The organism is Rhodoferax sp. (genome assembly GCF_037143375.1).
In the GTDB taxonomy this organism is placed as follows: Bacteria; Pseudomonadota; Gammaproteobacteria; order Burkholderiales; family Burkholderiaceae_C; genus Rhodoferax.
In genome coordinates this window covers 1-10,930 of record NZ_JBAWYV010000110.1, presented here as the reverse complement: position 1 = coordinate 10,930, position 10,930 = coordinate 1, and the positions used below count along the sequence as shown (strand labels likewise).

The window sequence follows — 10,930 nt, the reverse complement described above, 5'->3', positions numbered from 1 at the left end:
CCGACATGGTGGACGCCGACAGCCCGGGCCTCAAAACCAAGCGCAGCGACCTCAAACCCCGCACCATGAACCAGGCCGCCTACCTGGACAGCATCACCGCCAACGACATTACCTTTGGCATTGGCCCGGCTGGCACCGGTAAAACTTACCTGGCGGTGGCGATGGCCGTCGATGCCCTGCAGCGCAGCACCGTGCAACGCATCATGCTGACCCGCCCGGCCGTGGAAGCGGGCGAGAGACTGGGCTATTTACCCGGCGATCTGGCGCAAAAGATTGACCCGTATCTGCGCCCGCTGTACGACGCGCTGTACGAACTGATGGGCTACGAGCAAGTGCAAAAAGCGCTGGAGCGTCAGACCATCGAGATTGCACCGCTGGCCTTCATGCGCGGGCGCACGCTGAACAACGCGTTTGTGATTCTGGACGAGGCGCAAAACACCACGCCCGAGCAGATGAAGATGTTTTTGACCCGGATCGGCTTTGGCTCCAAAGCGGTGGTGACGGGCGATGTGAGCCAGATCGACCTGCCCAAAACCCAGCTCAGCGGTCTGATCGACGCCGAGCGCGTGCTCAAGCGCATCGACGGCATTGCCATTTGCCGCTTCACCAGCGCGGATGTCGTGCGGCATCCGCTGGTGGCCCGCATTGTGGACGCTTACGACGCGCCGGGGCGCATCAACCCGCACCGTCGCGACGATGCCGACCCCGAAATTTCAGCCGTGGTGGCGCGCCCGCGCACAACCCCCAAGAAACCGGCTTAAAAACCATAACGCTATTTAAATAGTAGCTACTTACGCAATAAATACGGGGGCTAGAAGCCTATTTGACCATGTTAATGTTGAACGAACTCTCACTGTCCCTGCAATTCGGCAAGATCGAGGATGCAGCCATTCACCGCGCCGCACTGCCCCGCCACAAGGTGATCCGCTGGATTCGCCACGCGCTGCAAAGCGATGCTGAAATCACGGTGCGCATTGTGGATGAGGCCGAAGGCCAAGCACTGAACCGCGACTACCGCAAGAAAGAGGATGCCACCAACGTGCTGACGTTTGACTACACGATGGAGCCGGTAGTCACCGCCGATCTGGTGCTGTGCGCGCCGGTGGTGGAGAAGGAAGCCAAAGAGCAAGGCAAAACGCTGCAAGAACACTACGCCCATTTGCTGGTGCACGGCGCGCTACACGCCCAAGGCTGGGACCATGAAACCAGTGAGGAAGATGCTCAGGTGATGGAATTGCGCGAGGTCGAGATCTTGGCCCGACTCGGATTTGAGAATCCATATTAATAGCCAAATAGGCCTCTAGCCCCCGCGCTGCTTGCGCGAGCAGCTATTTATTTTATAGCTATTGCAGTACGGGCGCTATTCGCAGCGGAATCGTCACCGGGCCGTCGTTAACCAGGTGCACCTTCATATCCGCGCCAAACTGCCCGGTTTGCACCAGCGGGTGTGCCAGCCGGGCTTGCGCCACAAAGTAGTCGTACAAGCGCCGACCTTCATCGGGTTTGGCAGCCGCTGTGAAGCTGGGCCGGTTACCACCTGAGGCATCAGCCGCCAAGGTGAACTGGCTGATCACCAGCAAACCGCCCACAGTGCCGCGGCCGTCCAGGTCCTGCACGCTGTGGTTCATCTTGCCGGCGTCATCGCTGAAGATACGCAGCTTCAACAGCTTGGCCAGCAGTTTGTCGCCCTGCACCTCGGTGTCGCCGCGCTCGGCGCACAGCAACACCAGCAGGCCGGCGCCAATCTCACCGGCGACCTGGCCGTCAATCACCACCCGCGCCTCGCTGACGCGCTGCACCACCGAAATCATGCGGCGTTCAGCCGATGGTCACTTTGGCGAACTTGCGCTTGCCGACCTGCACCACGTAGGTGCCGGCAAACAGCTTCAGCCCTTTGTCGCTGACCACGCTGGAGTCGATGCGCACGCCACCGCCGTCTATCAGGCGATTGCCCTCGCCGCTTGAGGCGGCCAGCCCAGCCATTTTCAGCAAAGCGCCAATGCCCAAGGGCGCGCCACCGTCGCCCAGCGGCAACGACACTTCATCAATCTCATCGGGCACGCCGCCGCGCGAACGGTTGATGAAATCCTGCTCGGCGGCATCGGCCGCCGCCACCGAGTGAAAGCGGGCCGTGATCTCTTTGGCCAGCGCCACCTTGGCCTCTTTCGGGTTGCGCCCGGCCGCCACTTCAGCTTTGAGGGCGGCGATGTCGGCCTCGCTCTTGAAGCTCAGCAAGGTGTACCAGCGCCACATCAACACGTCCGAAATGCTCAACACCTTGGCAAACATGGTGTTGGCGTCCTCGCTGATACCGATGTAGTTGTTTTTGCTCTTGGACATTTTCTCGATGCCGTCCAGCCCTTCGAGCAGCGGCATGGTCAAAATGCACTGGGGTTCCTGCCCGTATTCGGCCTGCAAATGGCGCCCCACCAGCAGGTTGAACTTCTGGTCGGTGCCGCCCAGTTCCAGGTCGCTCTTGAGCGCCACCGAGTCGTAACCCTGCATCAGCGGATACAAAAATTCATGCACGCTGATCGGTGTGCCGGACTTGAAACGGTCATGAAAATCGTTGCGTTCCATCATGCGGGCCACGGTGTACTTGGCCGCCAACTCGATCATGCCGCGCGAACCCAGCGTGTCGCCCCACTCGCTGTTGTAACGAATCTCGGTTTTGGAGGGGTCAAGCACCATCGACGCCTGCTTGTAATAAGTCTGGGCGTTGATCTCAATTTGCTCGCGCGTCAGCGGTGGACGCGTCGTGTTGCGTCCCGATGGGTCGCCAATCAGGGTGGTGAAATCGCCAATCAAAAAGATGACCGTGTGCCCCAAGTCCTGCAACTGGCGCATCTTGTTGAGCACCACCGTGTGGCCAATGTGAATGTCGGGCGCTGTCGGGTCCAAGCCCAGCTTGATGCGAAGCGGTATGCCTGTGGCCTCAGAGCGCGCCAGTTTTTTAAGCCAGTCTTCCTGCGGAATCAGTTCTTCACAGCCGCGCAAAGACACGGCCAGCGCCTCGCGGACACGATCGGTTACAGTAAATTTGGGAGCTAACGCTTGATTCATAAGGGTTTCTGTTGATGCGGTGGAGTTGAGCAAAGTTATAATCGTCGATCGCTCAAGCGCCTGATTTTAAATCCTCCTGCATGAGCCTCTTCTTTGTCTGTTCGGTTGCGCACACGCCAACCCTTACCTGGAACGCCTCCCTTGATTAATCGCCTTACGCACGCTGGAAACGCTCTGTTGACGTTCTCCAGCCAAACTCTCCAGCAGTACCCCAAAAGAATCACAGCCCTGGTTGCCGCCCTCCTTTTAGGCGGTGGTGGTGGTGCTTTTGCCGTGGCCAATTTGGCCCCTGATGCCTCACTTTTGCCCGTGCACGAAGTGTTTGAAACCGTTCAAGCCCTGCCCTTGCCTGTGGCGTCTGAGCTGAACGCTGCGTCATTCAAGCTGTTTCGCTCAGAAATTACCCGCTCCAGCGACACCGCCGACAGCTTGCTTAAACGTCTGGGCGTTAACGACGCCGAAGCGGCAGCATTCATGCGCACCGACCCCAAAGCCCGGCTCTTGCTCGGACGCAGCGGGCGCAACGTCACCACCGAAGCCAGCGACACCAACTCATTGCTCAGCCTGAGTGCCCGCTGGAGTGCCGACACCGATGGCAACTTCAATCGCGTCGTAATTTCCAAAACCCCGCAAGGCTTTAGTTCACGGCTTGAAACCGCCCCACTGACCGCCACCTCACGCATCGCCAGCGGAACGATCCAGACCTCGCTCTTTGCCGCCACCGACGACGCCCGAATTCCTGACACGGTAGCCACGCAACTGGCCGAAATCTTTTCCAGCAACATCGACTTCCACCGGGCGCTGCGCAAGGGCGACCGTTTTTCAGTGGTGTACGAAGCTCTTGAAGGCGACGGCGAACCCCTGCGTGCCGGTCGCGTCCTGAGCGCCGAGTTTGTCAATGCCGGCAAGACCTTCCAGGCCATGTGGTTCCAGGAACCCGTTGCCAACAGCAAGGGCGGCTATTTCACGCTGGACGGCCAAAGCCTGCGCCGCTCCTTCCTGGCCTCGCCCATGGAGTTTTCCCGGGTCACCAGCGGCTTCAAAATGCGCTTTCACCCTATCTTGCAAGCCTGGAAAGCCCACCTTGGCATTGATTACGCAGCCCCTACCGGCACCCCGGTGCGCAGCATTGGTGACGGCGTGGTGGAGTTTGCCGGCGTGCAAAACGGTTTTGGCAACGTGGTTTTCGTCAACCACGGCAACAACCGCCTCACCGTTTATGGTCACCTGAGCCGCATCAACGTGCGCAAAGGCCAGTCCATCACCCAGAGCCAGAACATCGGCGCTGTAGGATCAACTGGTTGGGCCACCGGCCCGCATCTGCATTTTGAATTCCGCATCAATGGCAAGCCGACTGACCCGATCACGGTGGCGCGCCAAAGTGAAGCCGTCACGGTCACCGCTGCAGCCAAGCCCTTGTTTGCCAAGTTCGCGGCTTCCTCCCGGCTTGAACTCTCTGCTGCAGCTTCCTTGCAGCAAACCAGCGCCCAGTGATAGCGAATGCCTGAGCTCTTCATCGGGCTCATGTCCGGCACCTCGCTGGACGGGGTGGACGGCGTCATCGCCGAGATTTCAGACACCCAACTGGACGTGCTGGCGCACTGTAACGCGCCTCTGTCTCTAGCCCTGACCGACGAGTTGCTGGCACTCAACAGCCCCGGCCCCAACGAACTGCACCGCGCCGCTCTGGCGGCCAATGCTTTGGTTCGGGTCTACGCCCATGTGGTTAACCAATTACTCGAAAAAACAGGCATTGCGCGTGAGCAGATCTCCGCCATTGGCGCCCATGGCCAAACCGTGCGGCACCAACCGCAAGCCTTTGACGGCACCGGCTATACCCTGCAGCTCAACAACCCGGCGCTGTTGACCGAGTTGACCGGCATTGATGTCGTCGCCGATTTCCGCAGCCGCGATGTCGCGGCTGGTGGGCAAGGCGCGCCGCTGGTACCCGCCTTTCACCAATCCGTCTTTGGGCAGCGGGGCGAAACCGTGGCGACCCTCAACATTGGCGGCATCTCCAACCTCACCGTCATTGGTCCGCTGCTGACCTATGACGTGCTGGGCTTTGATTGCGGCCCCGGCAACGCCCTGATGGACGCCTGGTGCAAACAGCACACCGGCCAGCCCTTTGATGCCGATGGCGCCTGGGCTGCTGCAGGGCGCGTGCATGATGACTTGTTGACAGCCTTGTTGGACGAGCCTTATTTCATCCTGCCTGCCCCCAAAAGTACCGGACGCGACCTGTTCAACCCGGTCTGGCTGGCACGCAAACTTGTACGATTCAACTTCGTGGCCCCGGTTGATGTGCAAGCCACATTGACCGAATTGACCGCTAGCGCTTGTGCTACCTGCTTATTGCGCTACGGATTTGAGAGTAAAACTCTGATTGTCTGTGGTGGCGGCGCCTTCAATGGCCACCTGATGCGACGGCTGCAGGCGCTGTTGCCAGGGGTTTGCGTCTGTGCCTCCCAAGAACACGGCATGCCACCGCTACAAGTTGAAGCGGCCGCCTTTGCCTGGTTGGCCCGCAAAACCACTTTGCGTCAAACATCGAGCCTGGAAACAGTAACGGGCGCCAGAGGCGCCCGTATCTTGGGATCAGTCACCCCGGCCTGATGGGCCGGGCGTTGCCGCTTAAGAGAAGCTGGATCCGCAACCGCAGGTGGTGGTCGCATTCGGGTTCTTGATCACAAACTGCGCGCCCTGCAAGTCTTCCTTGTAATCAATTTCAGCGCCCACCAGGTACTGGTAGCTCATGGCGTCAATCAGCAACGACACGCCATTTTTGGACATGATGGTGTCATCGTCATTGGTGATTTCATCAAACGTAAAACCATACTGGAAGCCTGAGCAACCGCCACCTTGCACGAACACGCGCAATTTCAGGTCAGGGTTACCCTCTTCAGCGATCAGGTCGGCTACCTTGGCGGCGGCACTGTCGGTAAAGAGAATCGGGGCGGGCATTTCGGTCTGGATGATTTCTGCGACGGCACTCATAAGTTGCTCCGTTAAATTGAATTTAAGAATAGTACAGCAATTCGCTCAGGCATTCAGCTAGGCGTTATTTGCCGCTAGTTTCAGTGTGGGCTTTTCCTCGGCACCCACGAGGGGCCGCAACTGCCCGGCAATCAGGGCGCCCTGATGCATCTCCAGCGCGGTGTAATGGACATCGCCCGTAATACGGGCCTTAGGTTGCAGTTCCAGCATCACACGGGCGTACACCGGCCCAATGACGGTGCCATTGATGATGATGTGGTCCGCATGGATTTCACCCGTCACCGTGGCCGACTCCGAAATCACCAAAATACTCGGCTGATCGATCTTGGCCATGAGATTTCCGAACACGGCGCCATCGATGCGCAAGCCTTCGGCAAACTTGAAATTTCCTTCAATCTCACTGCCCTCGGCAATCAGGCTCTTGATGGGCGGTTGCTTTTTTTTATTGAACACGTTGGCACCTTTGTATGCGTTGAAATTCACAATTTGCGTTTGCAACTCAAAACCATTTTTTCAAACACGGCAAGGTCGCCGCGCAAACCCTGGTTTTCAGCCTGTAGTTGCTTAAGCTGCAGGGTCATTTTTTGATGCTCCTCGGCTTCTGTCGTCATCAAGGTGCCCACCGTATTGGCCACCGACTGCGCTTTGTTGCGCTCATCTTTCAGGGCCAACACTTCGGCACTCAGGTCACTCAACTGCACGCGGGCGTACTTCAACTGCTCCTTGGTGCCTTTGTCCAAACCCGCAATGTCCTTGCCGAACTCAAAGGCCCACAGCGCCATGGCAGCACAAAACCCCAGAACGATGGCCGCCACCGCCCAGCGAAATGGCCAGGGCAAGGCGCTGCGCACCGCCATGCGCGGGGCACTGACCGTCAGTCGGCGAAGTAGAAGGCGAAGTCGCATGGGAGGCAAAGTCTAGCAGCAGGAACGAAAAAAAGCCGCCTGAATTTGCATCCTGGCGGCTGATTTTTCCAACAATTTGTTGGCGAGAATTCTTTGGGAATTAACGCTTGCTGAACTGTTTACGGCGACGCGCACCGTGGAAGCCGACTTTCTTACGTTCGACTTCACGTGCATCACGCGTCACGAAACCTGCTTTGCTCAGCTCGGACTTGAGCGTTGCATCGTAGTCAATCAGGGCGCGGGTAATGCCGTGGCGCACAGCACCAGCCTGGCCGGACTCACCGCCGCCAGCGACGTTGACCATGATGTCAAACGTTTCAGCGTGGTTGGTCAACAGCAGGGGTTGCTTGCAAATCATGATGGAAGTGCCACGTCCAAAAAATTTGGAAATGTCTTTACCGTTAACCACGATTTGGCCGGAGCCTTTTTTCAGGAAAACACGGGCGACGCTGGATTTGCGACGGCCGGTTCCATTGTTCCATTCACCGATCATTTGGCGGACTCCCGTTTGATTGCATCAGCAGAAATGCCAGCAATATCCAACACTTTGGGCTGTTGAGCTGTATGAGGATGCTCAGCACCACCATAAACCTTGAGCTTCTTGATCATGGCATAGCCCAGAGGGCCTTTAGGCAACATACCCTTGACGGCTTTTTCCAAAGCGCGGCCGGGGAACTTGGCTTGCATGTCACGGAAGTTGATGGCAGAAATGCCACCTGGGTAGCCGGAGTGGCTGTAATACACTTTGTCGATTGGCTTGGCGCCAGTCACACGCAGTTGAGCTGTATTGATAACAATGATGAAATCACCGGTATCGACGTGAGGCGTGTAAATGGCCTTGTGTTTGCCGCGTAAACGGAGAGCAACTTCGCTGGCTACTCGTCCGAGGACCTTGTCGGTCGCGTCAATCACAAACCACTCGTGCACCACGTCAGCGGATTTGGCGCTGAAAGTTTTGGTCATGAGATTACTCTTTTAAAGGAGGGTTTGGCGGGCTCTTTTCCACGGTCGGCGTTCCTCTGATGGGAATCTCTTAGGTGGGGATCAAGCTTCGCCGCGGAGCCACAAAAGCGCTGCGAAGCCTTCCATTATACAAAATTCATCGCCGGCCGGTTAAAATCCGTAAATGTTTAGTTATCGCCACGCCTTCCATGCCGGCAACCATGCCGACGTTCTCAAACACACTGTGCTAATTGCCATGCTTCGGCATTTGCTGCAAAAAGACACTGCTCTCACGGTGTTTGACACCCATGCCGGAGCCGGTTTGTACCGGCTCGACGGCGAATATGCCGAAACCAGTGGTGAAGCTGCCAATGGTTTTTTAAAGCTGCTGGCCTACCTCAAAAGCCCACCCGCCCCCACCAAGAAGACTTCGGCCGCCGCAAAATCAATCGCGGAAGGACTGGCCCCAGTTCTTAAAGACTACATCGACCTGGTCGCCAGCTTCAACAACAAAGACAGCCACAAGGTTTACCCCGGCTCGCCTTTCATCATCCAGCGCCTGCTGGGCGAGCGAGACAAACTCAAGCTGTTTGAGATCCACCCGACCGACATCAAAACGCTGACAGCCAATATTGCTCAACTCGAAGCGGGACGCCAGGTCGCCGTGTTGCGCGAGGATGGTTTTGAAGGCATCAAAAAATTCTTGCCACCACCAGCACGACGTGCCCTGGTGTTCAGCGACCCCAGTTTCGAGATCAAAAACGACTACGCCCGCGTGGTCGCTACGATGGCCGACTCGCTGGTGCGATTTGCCACTGGCACTTATGCCGTCTGGTACCCACTGATTCCGCGCCCCGAGGCACACGACGTGCCTCGCAAGCTCAAGACCCTGGCCACCAAATCAGGCAAGAAATGGCTCAACGCCACCTTGACCATCAAATCCAGCAAACTAACGTCTGATGATGCCGGTGAAGTCGTGCGCCCTGGCCTTCCCGCCAGCGGCATGTTCATCATCAACCCGCCGCATACATTAAAGGCAGCCCTGCAGCTTGCCTTGCCGCAACTGGTCGAAATTCTGGGCCAAGACCAGCACGCAGCTTTCACTCTTGAGTCTGGCGGCTGACCCAATTCAAGTTGTGGTGCGACCACATAGGCGCACCGCCAGGGCGTTAAAAACTTAGCGCTGAATTTGTGGCCTCAGAACTGTCACATCTCATCCCTAGACTTCTCTGAATGTCGCTTGCAGCGGCAGAGTCGCTCTGGCGCCCGATTTTTTTCCTGCTACTGAATTAAGAGCTACTCAGGCATGTAACACGGGGGCTAGAGACTAATTTCATTCATAAGTTAGTTTTTTCCTGTGGAGTTTTTTCATGAAAATTACCGTCATTGGCACCGGCTATGTGGGCTTGGTCTCGGCCGCTTGCCTGGCCGAGGTGGGCAACGATGTGCTTTGCCTGGACATGGACCCGGTCAAGATCAAGCTACTTGAAGACGGTGGCCTTCCAATTTTTGAGCCGGGCTTGCAAGACATGGTGCGCCGCAACGTGACCGCCGGGCGTCTGCACTTCACCACCGACTTGGAAAAGGCAGCGCACTTTGGCACCATCATGTTCATCGCCGTGGGCACGCCGCCGGATGAAGATGGCTCAGCCGACATGCAATATGTCATCGCGGCCGCCCGCAACATTGGCAAGTACATGACCGACTACAAGGTGGTGGTGGACAAGAGCACGGTGCCAGTGGGCACGGCCGACGCCGTGAAGGCAGCCATCGCGGAAGAACTGGCGTTACGCGGGGTCGACACGCCATTTAGCGTGGTCTCCAACCCTGAGTTTTTGAAGGAAGGCGCCGCCATTGACGACTTCATGCGCCCTGGGCGCATTGTGATTGGCAGCGACGATGAGCAGGCAACACTCAATATGCGGGCGCTGTACGCGCCGTTTCAGCGCCACCACGACCGCCTGATCGTGATGGATGTGCGCAGCGCCGAACTCACCAAGTACGCCGCCAATGCAATGCTGGCCACGCGCATCAGCTTCATGAATGAGTTGGCCAATCTGGCCGAGAAGCTGGGCGCCGACATTGAGCAGGTGCGCAAGGGCATTGGCAGCGACCCGCGCATTGGTTACGACTTTTTGTACGCCGGGGCGGGTTACGGTGGCTCGTGCTTTCCCAAGGATGTAAAGGCGCTGATCAAGACCGCCGCCACCGATGCGGGCATGGAGATGCGGGTGCTGTCCGCCGTTGAAGCGGCCAACAACGCGCAAAAGCATGTGCTGGGCAGCAAGATCAAGGCGCGCTTTGGCAAGGATTTGACGGGCAAGCACTTTGCGCTCTGGGGACTGGCCTTTAAAGCCAACACCGACGACATCCGCGAGGCCACCAGCCATGCGGTGATCCATGATTTGCTGGCTGCCGGTGCCACCCTCACCGCCTACGACCCGGTCGCCATGCACGAGGCTCAGCGCTGCTACCCCAACGAGCCGCGCCTCACCTACGCCGACAACCAGACCGCTGCGCTGCAGGGAGCCGATGCGCTGGTGATCGTGACCGAGTGGAAAGAGTTCAAGAGCCCTGATTTCCCCACCATCAAAGCCGCCCTTAAATCCCCAGTGATCTTTGACGGCCGCAACCTCTACGAACCCAAACTGGTCCGGGGCATGGGGTTTGAGTATTTGGCGATTGGGCGATAAGCTGCAATTTTTTTAGCCGTGTTTCGCGCTAGGGTGGGGCAATTGAATGGGTAGATTTCAATTGCTCCTTCAAACCGCTGCACGGATGAAAAAATAAACTGAATTTCATAGGTAGGAGAATCGAGCAGAAACGAAAAAGCCCTAGAACATTTCTGTTCTAGGGCTATCCGTTTGGTGCGGCTGGCAGGAATTGAACCCACGACCCCTTGGTTCGTAGCCAAGTACTCTATCCAACTGAGCTACAGCCGCTAAGCTTCGTATTCTATCACTAAAATTTGGTGGGCCGTCACAGACTTGAACTGTGGACCAAAGGATTATGAGAAGCGAAGC

The 10,930-nt window shown here is 57.5% G+C and carries 13 protein-coding genes and 1 tRNA gene; 6 read left to right on the top strand and 8 right to left on the bottom strand.

Features of this window, described 5'->3' with window-relative positions; all coding sequences use genetic code 11:
- Positions 1–761, top strand: a 761-nt coding sequence (locus tag WCG50_RS14220; RefSeq protein WP_336900260.1) for a PhoH family protein, incomplete at its 5' end; no start/stop codon positions are given.
- Between the two features lie 68 nt (positions 762–829).
- Positions 830–1,285 carry an rRNA maturation RNase YbeY gene (gene ybeY, locus WCG50_RS14215; protein ID WP_336900259.1) on the top strand — a complete coding sequence of 152 codons (456 nt, stop codon included), beginning with the start codon at positions 830–832 and terminating at the stop codon, positions 1,283–1,285.
- Between the two features lie 58 nt (positions 1,286–1,343).
- Here ybeY and dtd read toward each other — a convergent pair whose 3' ends face one another.
- Both dtd and tyrS read right to left on the bottom strand, forming a co-directional pair.
- Positions 1,344–1,811 (bottom strand): D-aminoacyl-tRNA deacylase, encoded by a 468-nt coding sequence (gene dtd / locus WCG50_RS14210; RefSeq protein ID WP_336900258.1) that lies wholly within the window; start codon positions 1,809–1,811, stop codon positions 1,344–1,346.
- Between the two features lie 7 nt (positions 1,812–1,818).
- Positions 1,819–3,063 carry a tyrosine--tRNA ligase gene (gene tyrS / locus WCG50_RS14205; protein ID WP_336900257.1) on the bottom strand — a complete coding sequence of 415 codons (1,245 nt, stop codon included), beginning with the start codon at positions 3,061–3,063 and terminating at the stop codon, positions 1,819–1,821.
- A gap of 177 nt (positions 3,064–3,240) precedes the next feature.
- Here tyrS and WCG50_RS14200 point away from each other — a divergent pair, with 177 nt between their 5' ends.
- Positions 3,241–4,557, top strand: a complete 1,317-nt coding sequence (locus tag WCG50_RS14200; RefSeq protein ID WP_336900256.1) for a M23 family metallopeptidase — start codon at positions 3,241–3,243, stop codon at positions 4,555–4,557.
- A gap of 6 nt (positions 4,558–4,563) precedes the next feature.
- Positions 4,564–5,679: an anhydro-N-acetylmuramic acid kinase gene (locus tag WCG50_RS14195; RefSeq protein WP_336900255.1), complete on the top strand. Its 1,116-nt coding sequence runs from the start codon at positions 4,564–4,566 to the stop codon at positions 5,677–5,679.
- Positions 5,680–5,697: 18 nt separating this feature from the next.
- Here WCG50_RS14195 and erpA read toward each other — a convergent pair whose 3' ends face one another.
- From erpA to rplM, 5 genes are all read right to left on the bottom strand, one after another.
- Positions 5,698–6,060 carry an iron-sulfur cluster insertion protein ErpA gene (erpA, locus tag WCG50_RS14190; protein WP_336900254.1) on the bottom strand — a complete coding sequence of 121 codons (363 nt, stop codon included), beginning with the start codon at positions 6,058–6,060 and terminating at the stop codon, positions 5,698–5,700.
- A gap of 57 nt (positions 6,061–6,117) precedes the next feature.
- Entirely contained in the window at positions 6,118–6,513 is a 396-nt protein-coding gene (locus tag WCG50_RS14185) for a polymer-forming cytoskeletal protein (protein WP_336900261.1), read from the bottom strand.
- Between the two features lie 26 nt (positions 6,514–6,539).
- Entirely contained in the window at positions 6,540–6,965 is a 426-nt protein-coding gene (locus tag WCG50_RS14180; RefSeq protein ID WP_336900253.1) for a hypothetical protein, read from the bottom strand.
- Positions 6,966–7,065: 100 nt separating this feature from the next.
- Positions 7,066–7,458, bottom strand: coding sequence for a 30S ribosomal protein S9 (rpsI, locus tag WCG50_RS14175; protein WP_114971756.1), 393 nt, complete (start codon positions 7,456–7,458; stop codon positions 7,066–7,068).
- Positions 7,455–7,928: a 50S ribosomal protein L13 gene (gene rplM, locus WCG50_RS14170; RefSeq protein WP_336900252.1), complete on the bottom strand. Its 474-nt coding sequence runs from the start codon at positions 7,926–7,928 to the stop codon at positions 7,455–7,457. The genes rpsI and rplM overlap by 4 nt, the downstream gene beginning before the upstream one ends.
- A 163-nt stretch (positions 7,929–8,091) precedes the next feature.
- On the opposite strand from rplM, the gene rlmJ reads away from it, so the two are divergent.
- Together rlmJ and WCG50_RS14160 are read left to right on the top strand one after the other, a co-directional pair.
- Positions 8,092–9,030: a 23S rRNA (adenine(2030)-N(6))-methyltransferase RlmJ gene (gene rlmJ, locus WCG50_RS14165; protein WP_336900251.1), complete on the top strand. Its 939-nt coding sequence runs from the start codon at positions 8,092–8,094 to the stop codon at positions 9,028–9,030.
- Between the two features lie 247 nt (positions 9,031–9,277).
- Positions 9,278–10,600: a UDP-glucose/GDP-mannose dehydrogenase family protein gene (locus WCG50_RS14160; protein ID WP_336900250.1), complete on the top strand. Its 1,323-nt coding sequence runs from the start codon at positions 9,278–9,280 to the stop codon at positions 10,598–10,600.
- A 172-nt stretch (positions 10,601–10,772) separates the two neighbouring features.
- Here the strand turns inward: WCG50_RS14160 and WCG50_RS14155 are convergent.
- A tRNA-Arg gene (locus tag WCG50_RS14155) sits at positions 10,773–10,849 on the bottom strand.
- Positions 10,850–10,930: the final 81 nt, after the last annotated feature.

Coding starts and splice junctions, on each gene's coding strand:
- ybeY (WP_336900259.1), top strand. CDS start 830: ATGTTAATGTTGAACGAACTCTCACTGTCCCTGCAATTCGGCAAGATC.
- dtd (WP_336900258.1), bottom strand. CDS start 1,811: ATGATTTCGGTGGTGCAGCGCGTCAGCGAGGCGCGGGTGGTGATTGAC.
- tyrS (WP_336900257.1), bottom strand. CDS start 3,063: ATGAATCAAGCGTTAGCTCCCAAATTTACTGTAACCGATCGTGTCCGC.
- WCG50_RS14195 (WP_336900255.1), top strand. CDS start 4,564: ATGCCTGAGCTCTTCATCGGGCTCATGTCCGGCACCTCGCTGGACGGG.
- erpA (WP_336900254.1), bottom strand. CDS start 6,060: ATGAGTGCCGTCGCAGAAATCATCCAGACCGAAATGCCCGCCCCGATT.
- WCG50_RS14180 (WP_336900253.1), bottom strand. CDS start 6,965: ATGCGACTTCGCCTTCTACTTCGCCGACTGACGGTCAGTGCCCCGCGC.
- rpsI (WP_114971756.1), bottom strand. CDS start 7,458: ATGATCGGTGAATGGAACAATGGAACCGGCCGTCGCAAATCCAGCGTC.
- rplM (WP_336900252.1), bottom strand. CDS start 7,928: ATGACCAAAACTTTCAGCGCCAAATCCGCTGACGTGGTGCACGAGTGG.
- rlmJ (WP_336900251.1), top strand. CDS start 8,092: ATGTTTAGTTATCGCCACGCCTTCCATGCCGGCAACCATGCCGACGTT.
- WCG50_RS14160 (WP_336900250.1), top strand. CDS start 9,278: ATGAAAATTACCGTCATTGGCACCGGCTATGTGGGCTTGGTCTCGGCC.